The organism is Streptomyces sp. NPDC058697, from assembly GCF_042715345.1.
GTDB classification, from domain to species: domain Bacteria; phylum Actinomycetota; class Actinomycetes; order Streptomycetales; family Streptomycetaceae; genus Streptomyces; species Streptomyces liliifuscus.
In genome coordinates this window covers 59922-77378 of sequence record NZ_JBHXSU010000025.1, presented here as the reverse complement: position 1 = coordinate 77378, position 17457 = coordinate 59922, and the positions used below count along the sequence as shown (strand labels likewise).

The 17457-nt window shown below is 71.9% G+C and carries 10 protein-coding genes; 7 read left to right on the top strand and 3 right to left on the bottom strand.

From position 1 onward, the window contains the following. The first annotated feature begins 103 nt into the window (after positions 1-103). From ACFWXQ_RS38090 to moeZ, 5 genes are all read left to right on the top strand, one after another. Complete coding sequence (locus ACFWXQ_RS38090) at positions 104-1945, top strand: DUF3492 domain-containing protein (protein WP_383941078.1); 1842 nt, start codon at positions 104-106, stop codon at positions 1943-1945. 269 nt (positions 1946-2214) lie between these two features. Then, on the top strand, positions 2215-3543 hold the full coding sequence (locus ACFWXQ_RS38085; RefSeq protein ID WP_383941138.1) for a hypothetical protein: 1329 nt from the start codon (positions 2215-2217) through the stop codon (positions 3541-3543). A gap of 147 nt (positions 3544-3690) precedes the next feature. Next, on the top strand, positions 3691-4650 hold the full coding sequence (locus ACFWXQ_RS38080) for an NAD-dependent epimerase/dehydratase family protein (protein ID WP_362081448.1): 960 nt from the start codon (positions 3691-3693) through the stop codon (positions 4648-4650). Further along, on the top strand, positions 4638-5396 hold the full coding sequence (locus tag ACFWXQ_RS38075; RefSeq protein WP_383941082.1) for a spherulation-specific family 4 protein: 759 nt from the start codon (positions 4638-4640) through the stop codon (positions 5394-5396). The genes ACFWXQ_RS38080 and ACFWXQ_RS38075 overlap by 13 nt, the downstream gene beginning before the upstream one ends. Positions 5397-5459: 63 nt before the next feature. After that, entirely contained in the window at positions 5460-6638 is a 1179-nt protein-coding gene (gene moeZ, locus ACFWXQ_RS38070) for an adenylyltransferase/sulfurtransferase MoeZ (protein ID WP_143636513.1), read from the top strand. A 125-nt stretch (positions 6639-6763) separates the two neighbouring features. Here the strand turns inward: moeZ and ACFWXQ_RS38065 are convergent, their stop codons facing one another. The 3 genes from ACFWXQ_RS38065 to ACFWXQ_RS38055 form a co-directional block, all read right to left on the bottom strand. Then, positions 6764-8308, bottom strand: coding sequence for an alpha/beta hydrolase (locus ACFWXQ_RS38065; RefSeq protein WP_383941085.1), 1545 nt, complete (start codon positions 8306-8308; stop codon positions 6764-6766). A 118-nt stretch (positions 8309-8426) separates the two neighbouring features. After that, a complete protein-coding gene (locus tag ACFWXQ_RS38060; protein WP_383941087.1) occupies positions 8427-9977 on the bottom strand; it encodes an alpha/beta hydrolase in 1551 nt (516 codons plus the stop codon). Positions 9978-10104: 127 nt separating this feature from the next. Then, entirely contained in the window at positions 10105-12921 is a 2817-nt protein-coding gene (locus ACFWXQ_RS38055) for a YbhN family protein (RefSeq protein WP_383941089.1), read from the bottom strand. A gap of 185 nt (positions 12922-13106) precedes the next feature. Between ACFWXQ_RS38055 and ACFWXQ_RS38050 the strand changes: the two genes are divergently transcribed. Further along, positions 13107-13472: an MGMT family protein gene (locus ACFWXQ_RS38050; RefSeq protein WP_383941091.1), complete on the top strand. Its 366-nt coding sequence runs from the start codon at positions 13107-13109 to the stop codon at positions 13470-13472. A gap of 315 nt (positions 13473-13787) precedes the next feature. After that, positions 13788-17447, top strand: a complete 3660-nt coding sequence (locus ACFWXQ_RS38045; protein ID WP_383941093.1) for a UvrD-helicase domain-containing protein — start codon at positions 13788-13790, stop codon at positions 17445-17447. The last annotated feature ends 10 nt before the right edge of the window (positions 17448-17457 follow it).

Genomic DNA, 17457 nt, shown 5'->3' with positions numbered 1-17457 from the left:
GGACAACCGTCCATCGCGCCACCGTCATGTCCGCATACGTTCGTCCCGCTGTGAGCCGCCGGGTCAACGGCGGCTCCCCATACGGGAGATCGGGGGTGCGCTCGTGCGCATCGGACTGCTTACGGAGGGTGGCTATCCGTATGTGAGCGGTGACGCCAGGCTCTGGTGCGACCGGCTCGTACGCGGGCTCGGGCAGCACGAGTTCGACATCTACGCGCTCAGCCGCAGCGAGCAACAGGAGGACGAGGGCTGGATCGAGCTCCCGCCCCAGGTCAGCCGCGTACGCACCGCACCGCTGTGGACCGCCGAGGACGACGGTGTCGGATACGGGCGACGGGCGCGGCGGCGCTTCGCCGAGTGCTACGAGGAGTTGGCGGCGACCGTGTGCGCCGGGGACGCGCCGGTGGGGTCCGCCGCGTTCGAGGGGTCGGTCGGGTCTGTGACGGCCGCCGGATCCGCCGGAGCGGTTGGGGGTGCCTCCGCGGGCGCTTCTGCGGGCGCTTCCGCGGGTGTGGCGGACCGTTTCGGCAGTGCGCTGTACGGGCTCGCGGAACTTGCCCGGGACGAGGGCGGACTGGTCGGCGCCCTGCGCTCCGAGACCGCTGTGCGCGCCCTGGAGCGCGCCTGCCGCGCGCCCGGCGCACTTCGTGCCGCACGCGGCGCGCGCGTACCGGATCTGCTCACCGTCGCCGCCCACGTGGAGCGCACGCTGAGACCGCTGTCCCTCGACTGGTACGAGGACGACGGGCTCGGCTCGGTCGACCTGTGCCACGCCACGTCCGGCGGCGCCGCGGCCCTGCCCGGGCTGCTGGCGCGGCACTTCACGGGCGTACCCCTGCTCGTCACCGAGTACGGAGTGCAGCTGCGGGCGCACTATCTGGGCGCGCGGGAGGATCTGGAAGGCCGTGCGGCCTCGTCCTCGGCGCGGGCGCTGCTCGCCGCCTTCCACGGCAGGCTCGCCGCCGAGGCGTACCGGCAGGCCGAGGTCATCACGCCCGGCAACACGCACGCCCGCCGCTGGCAGGAACGCTGCGGCGCCGACCGCGGCAGGATCCGTACCGTCTACCCCGGCATGGAGGCGTCCCGCTTCTCGGACGTGGGCGAGAGCGCCGAGGCCGCCGACGCCGACACCCTGGTGTGGGTCGGGCGCATCGAGCCCGCCAAGGACCTGATCTCGCTGCTGCACGCCTTCGCGGAGATCCGCAAGGACGAGCCGAAGACGCGGTTGCGCATCGTCGGCGCACCGGCCGAGGGGCTGGAGGGCGCGACCTATCTGGCGCACTGCAGGTCGCTGGCCGCGCAGCTCTTCCCCGACGAGGCGGACGGCGTACACACCGTCGGCGACAACCCCGTCTCCTTCGAGGAGATCGGCGGACCGGAGGTACCCACCCTCCCGGAGGCGTACGAGGCGGGCGCCGTCGTCGTCCTGTCCAGCGTCGTCGAGGGCTTCCCGATCAGTCTCGTCGAGGCGATGTTCTGCGGACGCGCCACGGTGTCCACCGATGTCGGCGCGGTCGTGGAGGTCATCGGCGGTACGGGTCTCGTGGTGCCGCCGCGCAATCCGAAGGCGCTCGCCGAGGCGTGCGTGTCTCTGCTGCGCGACCCGGAGCGTCGTGCGCGCCTCGGCGCGGCCGCACGCGCGCGTGCGCTCGAACTGTTCACCGTCGAGCAGAACATCGCAGCATTTCACAGCATTTACCTGGATATCGTCTCGCACTGTCCGGTCCCGCGGGTTGTCGTCGACGCCTCGGGCGAACCCCTGCCGTTCGCCATACCGGCCGAGGCCCATGTGCCGGGGCGGTGGGCCGACTCCGGCACCCGACTGGTCGCGGGCAGACCGGGGCCGGGATGGGCGGCGGGACCGCCGGTCCGGGGCGTCCCGCTCGGGTCCGCCTCGGGAGCCGCTTCCGGCGAGCCCGTGCCCGCGGGGGAGGGGGCGTGGTGAACGGACGACGACGGACGGGGCGTGCGGACGCCACCCGGGCGCCGGGAGGCCCCGAGGCATGGGACGCAAGGTCCGAGGAGTGGCTGATGGGCGTCGACGAGCCGGGGACCCCGGACGCCGAGGTCGGCGAGACGAGGGTGGTCGACGTCCAGCCGGGAGAAGTCCGCGTGGTGGACGTGCAGTTGGGGGAGTCGAGGGTGGCGGATGCCCGGCGCGGACGGGATGCCGTATCCCGTGAGGGTGGTACCGGTGCCGCCTCCCGTAAGGGTGTGGGCGCCGGTGCGGTTTCCCGTGAGGGTGCCGGTGCCGGTGCCGGTGCCGGTGCGGGGGCGGGGGCGGGTGCGGTTGTGGCTCCGGTCTCCGGCCGGAAGCCGTCGGCTCACGCGAGCGAGGCCGCCTCCGCCGCCCGCAGGGCTTCCGTCTACGGGAGCGGGTCTGCCGGCTCCGGCGGCGAGGCATCCGGGTACGCCGGGGGAGGCGCTGCCACAGACCGCAAGCCCTCCGCCCGGCGCGGTGCCGTCGACCCCGTGAAGGCCCTGATGCACCGCCACCGCGAACTGTGCGAGCGCGCGGTGGACCCGCTGGAGATCGCCGCGGGCCTGGAGGCACACGGTGTGACCGACCGGACCGCCACACGCTTCCGGCACCGGGACGTGTTCTCGCTCGCCGAGGAGATGTACGCGCGCGTGCCCCGCGCCGGTGACACGGCACCGCAGTCCGAGGCACCCGACACACCCAGGGCGCGCGCCGACTGGGCTCTGCTCACCCTGCTGCCGGGCGCCCTGTGCGCGGCGACCGTCACCGGGCTCCGGCTCACGGAGGGACGGCCGCGTCTCGCCGTGGCCGTCCTGGGCGTGTTCGCCGTCTCCCTGGGCCTGCGCGCGGCGGTACGCAGTGGCCCGCTGCGCGCCGCACGCGCGTGGCACCCGACCACGTCCACGCGCGCGTGGACCTGCGGGCTCCTCGCCTACGCACTCCTCGGCGACGGCCTGCTCGCCGCCGGTATCGAGGGCGGCCCCGACGGACCGCCCACCGGCGGCTCCGACAGTCCCTGGCCGATCGCCCTCGCGTCCGTCCTCGCCCTCACCCTGGCCGTCGTCCCGGCGGCCTGGTGCGCCCACCTCTTCGCCGTACGCGCCCGGCGCCGACTCGCCACCAGCCGGGGCCTGGAGGAGTTCGCCTCCTCCGTAAGGCCCCTGCTCCTGGGCGTGTTCGGACTGTTCCTCTGCGCCCTGGGCGGACTGCTCGCCGGCAGCGGGGCATGGCTGGGCGAACCTCCCGCGTACGCCGCGGCCGGCGCCCTCGGCGCGCTTCTCCTGCTTGCCCGGCTCCTCACCGTGCACGGCTTCACGCATGCCCCCGCCGTCATCCTCGCGGCCGCGGGCACGGCCGAGGCGCTGGCGCTGGTGAGCGTCTTCGCGAGCCGACTGCCCGGCTGCGCGCTCCTGGGCCGGCCCGTCGAGACCGTGGCCGCCGCCTGGGGGCCGGGATCCGTCCCCGCCCTCGTGTGCGGGGGCGCGGCACTCGTCCTCCTGATCCACGCGACCAGGACCCTGACCCGGGCCTCGGCCCACGCGGTTCACGGCGACACGCCGTGAACCGCCCCCGGCGTCCGGCCCCCGTGCCGAGCGCCCTTCCCGCGGGGCCGACACCGCGGGCCTTCCGCACGACCCACGGCAACACCCTGAAGGAGAACGCCAGATGATCACCCTCCGCATCGGAGAATCCGCCCCGGGAGCCGCCCGATGAGGGTGCTGCTGATCGGAGCCAACGGATACCTGGGCCGCTTCGTCGCCGACCGTCTGCTCGCCGACCCCGCCGTGCAGCTCACCGCGCTCGGCAGGGGCGACGACGCGGACGTGCGCTTCGACCTCGCCAGCGGCAGCCCGGGTGCGCTCACCCGCTTCCTGGACGCGGTGCACCCCGGCGTCGTCGTCAACTGCGCCGGAGCCACCCGCGGCGGCGCCCGCGAGCTGACCCGGCACAACACCGTCGCCGTCGCCACCGTCTGCGAGGCCCTGCGCCGCAGCGGCTGCGGGGCACGCCTCGTGCAGATCGGCTGCGGTGCGGAGTACGGCCCCAGCCAGCCCGGCTCCTCCACGGCGGAGGACGCCGTGCCCCGCCCCGGTGGCCCGTACGGCGTCAGCAAGCTCGCCGCCACCGAACTGGTCCTCGGGTCCGGCCTCGACGCCGTCGTCCTGCGGGTGTTCTCGCCCGCCGGACCCGGCACCCCGGCCGGCTCGCCCCTCGGCCGCCTCGCCGAGGCCATGCGCCGCGCCATGCAGTCCGGCGACGGCGAACTCAAACTCGGTGGCCTGGGTGTCCAACGCGACTTCATCGACGTACGCGACGTCGCCCGTGCCGTCCATGCCGCCTCCCTCTCCGCCGCACAGGGCGTCATCAACATCGGATCCGGTCGTGCCGTACGCCTCCGCGACGCCGCCTCCGTCCTCGCACGTGTCGCCGGCTACGGCGGTGCCCTGCACGAACTCGACGGACCGCCCGTCCCGGTCAGGCCATCCATCGGCCACCCCCGCTCCGAATCCGAGCACACGGCCCCGGCCGCCTACCCCTACCCGGACGGCTGCGGCAGCTGGCAGCAGGCCGATGTGCGCACCGCACGCGACCGGCTCGGCTGGCGCCCCCGGATCAACCTCGAGGAATCCCTCGCCGACATCTGGATGGAGGCGGCATGCCGCATCTGACCAGCACCGCAACGGGCACCGCGAGCACCGACTTACGGGCCGGCTTCGGCATCCCCGGCTATGCGCACCCCCTTGTCGCCCCGGTCGAGTGGGGCGAACTCACCCGCCCCGGAACCCCCTTGCACTGGGTCGTCCTGAACGTCGCCGGCGGCCCCGGCACCCGCCCCGACCCCCGCTGCCTGGAGGCGGCCGGACGACTGCGTAACGCGGGCGTGCGCGTCCTGGGCCACCTGGATGTGACGTACGGCGCACGAGCCTTCGGTGAGCTCGTCTCCGACGCGCACCGCTATCGCGACTGGTACCAGGTCGACGGCTTCCTCCTGGACCGCTGTCCCACGGAGCGGACAGCGCTGCCCGAGGTCCGGCGCACGGCCACCACCCTGCGCGCGCTCTTCGGAGAGGGCCACGAGGGCCACATCGTCCTCGGCCACGGCACCCACCCGTATCCCGGATATGCCGAGGCCGCCGACCAGTTGGTGACCTTCGCCGGGCCCTGGAGCGACTACCGCTGGTCGCAGGTGGCCGAGTGGACCGCCGAGTACCCGCCCGAGCGGTTCTGCCACTTCGTGCACAGCGTGCCCCGAGGCCATCTCGACGAGGCACTGCGTATCGCCCGCTGGCAGGGCGCCTCGACGATCTACTTCACCGACCGCACGGATCGCGGGGGTTCGGCCGACCCCTGGGAGAGCATGCCCGGCTACTGGGACGAGATCGTCTCGCGGATCGGAACGGGTGTCTCGGAATGAAGAAGGGCGTGGCAGTGTTACGGGGAGAACAACTGTAGTGATTGACCGACCAACGGAGTCCCCGTGTCGCTGCCACCCCTGGTCGAGCCAGCTGCTGAGCTCACCGTAGACGAGGTCCGCAGGTACTCCCGCCACCTGATCATCCCCGACGTGGGCATGGACGGGCAGAAGCGGCTGAAGAACGCCAAGGTGCTCTGTGTGGGCGCCGGCGGCCTGGGCTCGCCGGCGCTCATGTACCTCGCCGCCGCCGGCGTGGGCACGCTCGGCATCGTGGAGTTCGACGAGGTCGACGAGTCGAACCTGCAGCGCCAGATCATCCACAGCCAGGCTGACATCGGCCGCTCCAAGGCCGAGTCGGCCCGGGACAGCGTGCTGGGCATCAACCCGTACGTGAACGTGGTCCTTCACGAAGAGCGGCTCGAGGCCGAGAACGTGATGGACATCTTCAGCCAGTACGACCTGATCGTCGACGGCACGGACAACTTCGCGACCCGCTACCTGGTCAACGACGCGTGCGTGCTGCTCAACAAGCCGTACGTCTGGGGCTCCATCTACCGCTTCGACGGCCAGGCGTCGGTCTTCTGGTCCGAGCACGGTCCCTGCTACCGCTGCCTCTACCCGGAGCCCCCGCCGCCGGGCATGGTTCCCTCCTGCGCCGAGGGCGGCGTCCTGGGCGTGCTGTGCGCGTCCATCGGTTCCATCCAGGTCAACGAGGCCATCAAGCTCCTCGCGGGCATCGGCGAGCCGCTCCTCGGCCGCCTGATGATCTACGACGCCCTGGAGATGCAGTACCGCCAGGTCAAGGTCCGCAAGGACCCGAACTGCGCGGTCTGCGGCGAGAACCCCACCGTCACCGAGCTCATCGACTACGAGGCCTTCTGCGGCGTCGTCTCCGAAGAGGCCCAGGAGGCGGCCGCCGGCTCGACGATCACTCCCAAGCAGCTCAAGGAGTGGATCGACGACGGCGAGAACATCGAGATCATCGACGTCCGCGAGATCAACGAGTACGAGATCGTCTCGATCCCCGGCGCCAAGCTGATCCCGAAGAACGAGTTCCTCATGGGCACCGCCCTGGAGACCCTCCCGCAGGACAAGAAGATCGTCCTGCACTGCAAGACGGGTGTCCGCAGCGCGGAGGTCCTCGCGGTCCTCAAGTCGGCCGGATTCGCGGACGCCGTGCACGTGGGCGGCGGCGTGATCGGCTGGGTCAACCAGATCGAGCCGGAGAAGCCCATCTACTAGGGGCAGGCTTCGCAGGCACAGGCTTTGCGGCGAGGGGCTCGGCACCAGGTGTGCCGGGCCCCTTTCCGTTGCCCCGGCCAGGGCTGCCCCGGTCGGGATCGCTCCCGTCGGGACCGCCCAGGCCGCTACTCGCAGACCTTGCCGTCCTGAGGCACCTTCCCGTCAAGCAGGTAGTCGTTCACCGTGCTGTCGACACAGTCGCTCCCGCTGCCGTACGCCCCGTGTCCCTCGCCCTTCCAGGTGAGCTGCACACCGACGCCCTTGCCCAGCTCGTCGGCCATCTTGCGGGCCCCCTCGTACGGCGTCGCCGGGTCGCCGGTGTTGCCCACCACCAGGACGGGCTCCGCACCGGGCGCGCTCACCTCCGCCGTCTCGTGCTGGCCGGCCACCGGCCAGTCGTGGCACCAGCCCGCCGTGTCCCAGCCCATCGAATCGCCGAAGACGGGCGAGATCTTCCGGAACTCGGGGAGCAGCGCCTTCGCCTCCTCGGGCGTCGGCCGTTCCTTGTCGTCCAAGCACGATATGACCCGTTGTGAATGCGTCGTCGTGCCGTAGCGCCCCGACGCGTCACGGTCGTTGTAGCCGTCGGCCTGCGCGAGCAGTTCCGTACCGTCGCCGTCCTCGGCCGCTTCGAGCGCGCTGGTGAGCGCGGGCCAGGACGACTTGCTGTAGAGCGGGTAGATGACGCCCGTGAGGGCCAGCTGCTGGGTGAGGTCGCGGCCGCTCGCCGTCGACAGCGGTTCGGAGTCGATCCGCCTCAGCAGGTCCACGATCTTCTGGGAGCCCTCCTGCGGGTCCTGGCCCGTCGACTCGAGGTAGTCCTCCAGGGCGCGCTGGAAGCCCTTGGCCTGGTTCTTGGCGTGGCCCACCGTGCCGGCGCTCGGGTCGACGACCGCGTCGAGGAGCAGACGCCCGACGTTCTTGGGGAACAAGTGGGCGTACACGCCGCCCAGTTCCGTGCCGTACGAGATGCCGAAGTAGTGCAGCTTCTGGTCGCCGAGGACATGGCGCATCAGGTCCATGTCCCGGGCCGTGTCGGTGGTCGAGGCGTGCTCCATGAGCTTGCCCGCCGACTCCTCGCAGCCCTTGCCGAAGTCGGCCGCGTCCTTGAAGAACGTGGTCTCCTCGGCGGAGGTGTCCGGTGTGGTGTCGACCGACTCGGCCGTCTGGATCTCCTTGTTGTCGCGGCAGCGCACGCCCTCGCTGGCCGCGACGCCGCGCGGGTCCCAGCTCACCAGGTCGTACCGCTTGTGGAGCTCGGCGAACGTGGGTCCGTACGGCGGCAGATAGTCGACGCCCGAGCCGCCCGGGCCGCCGAAGTTGAACAGCAGTGAGCCGATGCGCTCGTCCGAGGAGCCGCTCGACTCGCTGCGGATCAGCGCTATGCCGATGGTCTCGCCCGTCGGCTTCGACCAGTCCAGCGGCACCTTGAGCGTCGCGCACCGCCAGTCGCCGCCCGGCGCGGGGCCGGTCTCCGTCGACTTGCAGCCGCCCCAGTCGAGCTTCTGCGATGTGAGGGAAGCGGGCAGCCCGGTGGTGTCGGAAGGCGCCGCGGCAGGCGGCCTTCCGTCGTCCTTGCTCTCGTCCCCGTCGCTGCCGGACGAGCCGCTGCAGCCGGCCACCAGCAACGCGGCGGCGGCCACAGCCGTCCACCGTGCGATACGCGCCATGAACACTTCCCCCCTCGCGGGTGTCGTCCGCCGGATGTCGCGGATGACAGTCAGGCAATAGTAGGCAGATGGCCGCGAGCGCCGTGAAGCCCTGTGGATAACCGTCTGACCTGCTATTTCACGAGCAGACCTGGCCGGTCGGCGGGACCTTGCCGTTGAGCAGGTAGCCGTTCACGGCGTCGCGCACGCACTTGTTCCCGCTGTCGTACGACCCGTGGCCCTGGCCCTTGTACGTCAGCTCCACCCCGACGCCCTTGCCCAGCGAGTCCACCATCTTGCGGGCGCCCTCGTAAGGCGTAGCCGGGTCGCCGGTGTTGCCGACCACGAGGATCGGCGCCGAGCCCGGCGCGCTGACGTCCGGGTGGTCGGCGGCGCCCGCCACGGCCCAGTCGGTGCAGCCGACCAGGCCCCACGCCAGATAGTCGCCGAAGAGTGGCGAGGCCTTGCGGAACTCCGGAAGCTTCGCCTGCACGTCGGAGGTGGTGTAGCGGGGCTTGTCGTCGGCGCAGTTGATGGAGACGTTCGCGGCGGCGATGTTGCTGTACTCGCCGTCCTGATTACGCCCGTTCATCGAGTCGGCCAGCAGCATCAGCACCCTGCCGTCACCGTCGTACGCCTGCTGGAGTCCCTCGGTCAGGTACTCCCAGAAGTCCTGCGAGTACAGGGACTGCGCGATGCCGCTGGTGGCGGCCGTCTGGGTCAGCTGACGGGGGAAGACGCCCGGGATGGGCCTGCTGTCGAGGTCCGTGAGCAGTTTGGCGATCCGGTCCTTGACGTCCTGGGCGCTGTCGCCGAGCGGGCAGTCCTCCGTCTTCGACGTGCAGTCCTCGGCGAAGTTGTCGAGCGCGAGCTGGAAGCCCTTGGCCTGCCCGAGCGACCCCTGCTCCGAGTTCTGTGTCGGGTCCACGACCGCGTCGAAGACGGCCCGCCCCACCTTTTTGGGGAACAAGTGGGCGTACACGCCGCCCAGTTCCGTGCCGTACGAGATGCCGAAGTAGTGCAGTTTGTCGTCGCCGAGGACCTGCCGCATCAGGTCCATGTCGCGGGCCGCGTCGGTGGTGCGTACGTACGGGAGGGTCTTGCCGGAGTTGTTCTCGCAGGCCGCGTTGAACTTCTTGGTGTTGGCCAGGAGCGTCTTCTGTTCGGCCGGGTCGTCGGGGGTGGCGTCCTGCTGGAAGTACTCGTCGAGCTGTTCGTTGTTCTCGCACTTCACGCCCGCGCTGCGGCCGACGCCCCGGGGGTCGAAGCTGACCAGGTCGTAGCGGGTGCGCAGTTGGTCGTAGTCCTGGCCGAACGCGGGGAGTGTGGTCACGCCCGAGCCGCCCGGGCCGCCGAAGTTGAAGATCAGTGAGCCGATGCGCTTGTCCTTGGCGCCGCTCGCCTCCGCGCGGATCAGCGCGAGCCCGATGGTGTCCCCTTTGGGCTTGTCCCAGTCGAGCGGCGCTTTCAGGGTTGCGCACTTCCACGTGTCACCGTCCGGCAGGGGGGAGGGGGCATCGCCGCCGCCCTCGGCCTCGGAGGGCTCCGGGCAGTCCTTCCAGCTCAGCTTCTGCGCCGACAGATCCTCGTCCTTGGAGTCCCCGTCGCCGCCGCAGCCGGCGAGGGCCGCCGACAGCAGAACGGCGGTGGCGGTCAGGGCGGCGGCCCGCAGTGGGGAAGGGTTCGGCATGCTCCCATCCTGAGGTCGCCCAGGGCGGGGCGCTCGGGGCACGGGCCGTGCGGGTGAGAGCCCCGACGGTCCGTTCGTGGAGGGGGCTCTCGTGTCCCGGGGGGCCGCTCAGGGGTCAGCCCAGGGGTCAGAGCGCGCCCTTGCGGGTGAGGTGGTTGAAGAACAGCCACCCCGGCAGCACGGGCAGCCACAGCGTGAGCAGTCGGTACAGGAGGACGGCGGGCGCCGCGACCTCGCTGGGGAGCCCGACGGCGATCAGACCGACCGTCAGGGTCGCCTCGACCGCGCCCACGCCACCCGGGGTCGGCGCGGCGGAGCCGAGCGCGTTTCCGGCGAGGAAGACCACGGCGACGCTGGCGATGCTCAGCGAGGGCATGCCCTCGGTCCCGAACGCCCGGACCGACGCGTCGAGGCACATCACGAAGCAGGCCGTCAGCAGAAGCATGCCGCCGATGCCGGTGAGGAGCTTCTGCGGCCGCTGCAGCACATCCAGCATGCGCGGCACGACACCCGCGAAGAGCGACCTCACGCGCGTGACGATGAATTTCCGCAGGAACGGCACCGACGTCACCACGAGGACGAGGACCGCGACGGTCAGCAGACCTGCGATGACGGTCCTGGACGGCGACAAGGAGGGCGTCTTTTCGGTACCCGTCAGATAGCCGAAGGAGAGCAGCATCAGGATGTGGCAGCCGAGCCCGAACAGCTGCGACGCGCCGACACTCGCCACCGCGAGCCCCGGCCGTACCCCCGAGCGCTGGAGGAACCGCGTGTTGAGGGCGACACCGCCCACCGCCGCGGGCGCCACGATCTTCACGAAGGAACCGGCGACCTGCGCGGCCACGGTCCGCATGAACGGCACCCGCTCGGGCACGAAGCCCAGCAGGCTCATGGCCGCCGCGAAGTAGCTCAGCATCGAGAAGAGCACGGCGGCGGCGACCCAGCCCCACTCGGCGTTGTCGAAGAGCGTGCCGAACTCGATGTGCGTGAGCTGCGTCAGCAGGAAGTACGCGCCGAACGCGCCCGCGATGAAACTGATCAGCGTGCGCGGCCGGATGCGCTCCAGACGGGCCGGTTCGACCGGTGCCTGCGGCCTGATCAGCAGCACCTGGTGACGGATCTGGGTGAGCAGATCCTCCTCGCGCGCCTCCTCAAGGGCGTCGTCGATGGCACGCTTCTCGGCCCGCTGTTCGGCGCGTACGGCCTTCTTGTCGGGCTTCTCCAGGACGGGCCTGGTCGCCTCCGGAGTGTGCTCGTGCTCCTCGGCGCGGGCCAGCTTGGCCTGCCGGGAGGCTTCCAGGACGGCCTCGCGCTCGCGCTCCGATCGCTCCCTGGCCAGCTTCCGCAGCGTCGCGCGGTGGGAGCGGGTGAGCGCGATGGGCTGCAGCATGGGCAGACAGTCCGCGACCGCGTCCGGGCCGAGGACCCCGACGGCAGACGCCACCGCGCGCTCCGCGCCGACCCGCAGGCCGAGCGTGGTCACCAGCTGGGCGACGTCCATGCGCAGCAGCAGCTCACCGGCCGCGATCTCGCCGTTGCGCAGATCCGTGAGGATCACCTTGCCGGAACGATCCACCAGGATCGCGTCGCCGGCGAGCCTGCGGTGCGCGATGCGCCTGGACTGCAGTGCCTGCAACTGATGCCAGGTGTCCCGGAGCAGGTTGTCGGTGATGTCCTCGTCCGGCAGCGAGTCGAGCGTGCGCCCACCGGTGTGCTCGTAGACCAGCATCACCGCGTCGGGGCCGAGCTCTGAGGTCGCGATCAGCTTGGGCGCGTTGGCTCCGGCCGCGATGGCCGCGTACGCGAGGAGGGCCTCCTGCTCCAGGGCCTGGCGCAGCGACTGGAGGCTGCGGCGCGTAGTGATGCCGCGCAGCGTCAGACGGCGCCACACGCGGTAGAAGAAGCCCTGCGCCTGCTGTTCTCGGTCGACCACCGTGACGTCCAGCGGTGGACCGTCCTGGAGCGTCACGAAGTACCGGCGGCCACGATCGCCGTCCAGGGCCTCCGGAGTCTCGTCCCGGGCCGCGCTCACCGGGTGGAAGCCGACGTGCCGCAGGCCCGCCATCAGGGTCCGCCCGGTGGGCCGCACGTTCGGCGAGCCGACCGCGTACAGCGTCCCGTACGCCACGCTCCAGCCGATCAGCACGGTCAGGATGATCGAGAACGGGGTCGTGTAGCCGGTGACCAGCATGGAGAAGGCGTCGAGCATCAGCACGACCCACAGCACCGCGCGCCAGCGTGGCCGGCGCGACATGCCGACGGCCGTCATGTACGCGATGACCGGCGCGAGATAGCCGTGCACCGGGTCGGTGAGGGCGTGGATGTCGCCGGGGGAGGGCTGTGTGAGTGCCTTCTGGATGGAGTCCGGGGCCGCCTTGGCGACCCACAGGTCGGTGGCGAGTGTCACACCGTGTGCGAGGACCGCGGCCAGCACACCGTCGGCGATGCGCAGTCCGTCGCGTTTGATCAGCCGCTCGATGGCGAACGCGACCGGCACCAGGAGGATCGCGATGCTCGACGCGAGCCCCGCGATCTTGATCAGCAGGTCGGGTGCCTCGTCGGTGCCCTTGTTGATGTCCTGCGCCAGCCCCGACGTCGTGCCGTGCGCGAACGCGGCGATCGCCAGCAACAGGGCGATCGCGAGCACGCCCACCAGGAGACGCATCAGGTCGGAAGGACGGTGCACGCGCGCGGGGAGCAGCGGTTCGTCGCCCTCGACCTCTTCGCTGTGGGCGTCGTCGGCGCAGTCCGCCTCCTCCTCGTCGCCCCTCTCCTCGTGCACGTCCGCCTGTTCGTCGGCTCGCCCGTCAGGGGCCTTCTTGGTCAGATCAGCCTTCTCGGACGCGCTCGCAGCGCGCTCGTCCGTGTCGTCGCCGCTGTCCGGGCGCGACGAAACCTCAGAGGTGCCCTCCGCGTCTTCGGGGTGCACGCCCTGCTGTTTCATCGTCTCTTCTTGATCTCGTATCACCAGTAACCGCCCGCACGATGGTGGCATGCCCCGCCGACACAGGGGGGCATCAGGGTGCAATGCGGGGTCGCACAGTCTGCCCCAAGCGCTGCTCCGGGGCGAGGGATACGCACAGTCGCCACCGCCTCACATTGTCGGTGCTCTGGGGCAGGATGGACCGGATGAGCGAGCAGAGCCTTCCGGAGGACGCCCTCCCGGAGTACGCGGAACGGGTCCTCGACGTCGCAGAGCTGATCCCGCCCGGGCGTGTCATGACGTACGGAGATGTCGCCGAATGGCTGGAGGAGGGCGGGCCCCGGCAGGTCGGCCGCGTCATGGCCCTCTACGGAGGAGCGGTCCCCTGGTGGCGGGTCATACGCGCGGACGGCATCCTGCTCCCCGGCCACGAGCTGGACGCGCTGGGCCACTACCGCGCCGAGGGCACGCCCCTGAAGGAGGCGAGCAGGGCCTCCGAGGGCCATCTTCCGCGGGTCGACATGAAACGGGCGCGGTGGGACGGCGGTGGGCGCACGGAGAGTCACACCTGACAGCTTCCGGCATCGAGCTGTGGGGAGGGGTACCGGTGGCCCGTACGGGGGAAGCGGGGCACGTCCGTGACATGCCGTACGTTCGTGGGGCGGGAGACGCGTGTGCCGGGTGGGAACAAGAGGAAGCGCTGCTTCCACCACATCCACCGGCGTAGCGTCGACGGCGCGCATCCCGTTCATCCCGCGGCCACCGCCCTCAACGCGCGAGGGGCCCTCCACCCGTCGCCCCAGCACCACCCCTGAATGACGGCGTCCCGCGCCGATAGAGGCCGACAGAGACAGACCCAAGCACACCCACCAGGACCGGCGAACCACGTGAGCTCCTCTTCCTCCACCAGGCGCCTGTCGCACCCCCAGGGGCGACAGGGGGCCCGTGGCGCTTACCGACTGGTACGTACCCCGCCGGCCAGGGTGGCTCCCCCTCTGCTGGACGCAGGGCAGCGCGCGGCGGTTGACCACGAGCACGGCCCGCTGCTCGTCCTCGCAGGTCCGGGCACCGGCAAGACGACCACACTCGTGGAGTCCGTCGCGGCGCGGATCGCCCGCGGCGCGGACCCCGAGCGGATCCTGGTGCTCACGTTCAGCCGCAAGGCCGCCGTCGAACTGCGCGACCGCATGGCGCTGCGCATAGGAGCGGCCCGCGCGCCCCAGGCGACGACCTTCCACTCCTTCTGCTACGCCCTGGTCCGCGCCCACCAGGACAGCGACCTGTTCGTGGAGCCGCTGAGGCTGCTCTCCGGCCCCGAACAGGACGTGGCGGTACGGGAACTGCTCGCGGGCCAGCCCGGCTTGGAGAAGCTCGGCCTCGCCCATGTGCGCTGGCCGGACGAGCTCCGCGCCTGCCTCACCACGCGCGGCTTCGCCGACGAGGTCCGCGCGGTCCTCGCCCGCAGCCGTGAACTGGGCCTCGGTCCCGACGCCCTCCAGGCCTTCGCGCGGCGCATCGGCCGCCCCGACTGGCTCGCCGCCTCCGCCTTCCTCGCCGAGTACCTCGACGTCCTCGACATGCAAGGAGTCCTCGACTACGCGGAACTCGTGCACCGCGCGGTGCTCCTCGCCCGGCGCCCCGAGGTCGCCGAACGCCTCGCCGCCCAGTACGACGCCGTCTTCGTGGACGAGTACCAGGACACCGACCCGGCGCAGGTACGCCTGCTGCACGCACTCGCGGGCGGCGGCCGCACCCTCGTGGCCTTCGGCGACCCCGACCAGTCGATCTACACATTCCGGGGCGCCGACGTGAACGGCATCCTCCAGTTCCCGGAGGCATTCCCGCGCGCGGACGGTACATCGGCGCCGATGGAGGTCCTGAGGACCTCACGCCGGTCCGGCGCCGGCCTCCTTGAGGCCACCCGGCTGCTGACCCAGCGCATGCCCCTGACCCGCCTCCCCGCGGAGAAAGTACGCGCCCACAGGGAGCTGGCCCCCGTACGGGACGGCGGCAGCGTCGAGGTCCACACGTACCCGACGCCCGGCACGGAACTGGACAACATCGCGGACATCCTGCGCCGCGCCCACCTGGAGGACGGCGTCCCCTGGAACGAGATGGCCGTCCTGGTGCGCGCGGGCTCCCGCACCATCCCGACGATCCGCCGCACCCTCACCGCGGCCGGCGTCCCCCTCGACATCGACGGCGACGACCTGGCGCTGCGGCACGAGCCGGCGGTGTCGCCGCTCCTGACGGCACTCAGGGCGGTGGCGGCGGCGGAGAGCGCGGGCCCGGCGGGCGCCGCGGCGGGTGTGCGTCCCGACGAGGACCTGCGTCCGGGTGAGAGCGTGCGCCCCGACGAGGACGTACGAGCGGACGAGAGCGTACGGGCCGATGAGGGCGCACGGACCGATGAGGGCGTACGGACCGGGGCGGACGAGCACGCGACCGGCGTGGACGAACACGCGCGGGCAGGCCACCAGGACGAGGCACCCGTCGGGGAAGTCGGCGAGCATGCCGAGGGACCCGACGCGCCTCATGAGGAGCCCGATCCCTCCCAGGACTCTGACTCCTCCGAGAACCCCGACTCCTCCCAGGACCCCGATCTCTCCGTGGACCCCGATCCCTCCGGGGAATCCGCGCCGGAAGTGCCCTCTCCCGACAGGCCCTGGCTCGACACCGAGACCGCGCTCAGCCTCCTCGCGTCCCCGCTGGCAGGCATGGACGCCGCCGATCTGCGCCGCCTGGGCCGCGCCCTGCGCGAGGAGGAGCGCGCCGCGGGCAACCATGTGCCGCCGCCCTCCGACGAGTTGCTGGCGCGAGCGCTGGCCGAGCCGGAGCGGCTGGTCGCCCACGACCCGTCGTACGCGCGCGGCGCCCAGCGTCTGGGTGCCCTGCTGCGGAAGGCACGGGAGCGCCTCGCGGGCGGCGGTACGGCCGAGGAGGCTCTCTGGGAGCTGTGGGACGGCACGCCGTGGCCGCAGCGTCTGGAGCGGGCCGCCCGGCGCGGCGGCGCGGCCGGCCGCAACGCGGACCGCGACCTCGACGCCGTGTGCGCGCTGTTCGCCACCGCGTCCCGCGCCGAGGAACGCACCGGAGGCCGCGGCGCCCTCAACTTCCTGGAGGAGATCGACGCCGAGGACATCGCAGCCGACACGCTCACCCGCAGGGCCGTACGCCCCGACGCCGTACGTCTGATGACCGCACACCGCTCCAAGGGCCTGGAGTGGCGCCTCGTGGTCGTCGCGGGTGTCCAGGAGGGGCTGTGGCCCGACCTGCGCCGCCGCGGCTCCCTCCTGGAGGCCGACCGGATCGGACGCGACGGCCTCGCGGAGCCGCTGACCCCGGGAGCACTCCTCTCCGAAGAGCGCCGTTTGTTCTACGTGGCCGCCACGCGCGCGCGTGAGCGCCTCGTCGTCACCGCGGTGAAGGCCCCGGCCGACGACGGCGACCAGCCCTCGCGCTTCCTCACCGAACTCGGCGTGGAGCCCAAGGACACGACGGGCCGCCCCCGCCGTCCCCTGTCCGTCGCCGCGCTCGTCGCCGAACTGCGCGCCACGACGGTCGACCCACGGGTCTCGGACCGGCTCAGGGAGGCCGCGGCCCGCCGGCTGGCCAGGCTCGCCGCGCTCGGCGACGAGGACGGCCGCCCCCTCGTGCCGTCCGCCCACCCCTACCGCTGGTGGGGCATGTACGAGCCGACCGAGAGCAAGGTGCCGCTGCGCGACCGCGACCATCCCGTGGTGCTGTCCGGGAGCGCCCTCGACCAGCTCGCCAACACCTGTGCCCTGCAGTGGTTCCTGGGCCGCGAGGTGAAGGCCGACGCCCCCGCGACCGTCGCCCAGGGCTTCGGCAACGTCGTGCACGTCCTGGCCGACGAGGTCGCCTCCGGGCGCACCCCCGCGGACCTCGCCGTCCTCATGGAGCGCCTCGACTCCGTGTGGGACGCGCTCGCCTTCGACGCGCCCTGGAAGTCGGCGCAGGAGAAGGAGCACGCGCGCGTGGCGCTCGAACGCTTCCTGAAGTGGCACGTCGATTCCAACGGCGCCCGCGCGGGCCGCACGCCGGTGGCGAGCGAGCACGACTTCGACGTCACCCTCGAAGCGGGCTCCTACGAAGTACGCATCCGCGGCTCCATGGACCGCGTCGAGCAGGACGCCGAAGGCCGCGCCTACGTGGTCGACTTCAAGACCGGCAAACAGGCACCGAGCGCGGCCGACGTGGCCCACCACCCGCAGCTCGCCGTCTACCAGCTCGCCGTCCACGAAGGCGCGGTCGACGAGGCCTTCGAGGGCGAACGCCCCGAATCGGGCGGCGCCGAACTTGTCCAACTCCGTCAGGGCGCCCCCAAGAAGGACGGCGGCGAGACCCTGCCCAAGGTGCAGGCCCAGAAGCCGCTGGAGGGGGAGTGGGTCGGCGACCTCCTCGCCACCGCCGCGGGCAAGGTCCTCGACGAACGGTTCACACCGACGACCGGCCAGCACTGCACCCACTGCGCGTTCCGGGCCTCGTGCAGCGCGCGGCCGGAGGGGCGGCACGTGGTCGAGTGATGAGCGCGGT

Excerpts from the sequence above, each read along its gene's own strand:
- ACFWXQ_RS38080 (WP_362081448.1), top strand. The coding sequence starts at position 3,691 with ATGAGGGTGCTGCTGATCGGAGCCAACGGATACCTGGGCCGCTTCGTC.
- ACFWXQ_RS38075 (WP_383941082.1), top strand. The coding sequence starts at position 4,638 with ATGCCGCATCTGACCAGCACCGCAACGGGCACCGCGAGCACCGACTTA.
- ACFWXQ_RS38065 (WP_383941085.1), bottom strand. The coding sequence starts at position 8,308 with ATGGCGCGTATCGCACGGTGGACGGCTGTGGCCGCCGCCGCGTTGCTG.
- ACFWXQ_RS38060 (WP_383941087.1), bottom strand. The coding sequence starts at position 9,977 with ATGCCGAACCCTTCCCCACTGCGGGCCGCCGCCCTGACCGCCACCGCC.
- ACFWXQ_RS38055 (WP_383941089.1), bottom strand. The coding sequence starts at position 12,921 with ATGAAACAGCAGGGCGTGCACCCCGAAGACGCGGAGGGCACCTCTGAG.
- ACFWXQ_RS38050 (WP_383941091.1), top strand. The coding sequence starts at position 13,107 with ATGAGCGAGCAGAGCCTTCCGGAGGACGCCCTCCCGGAGTACGCGGAA.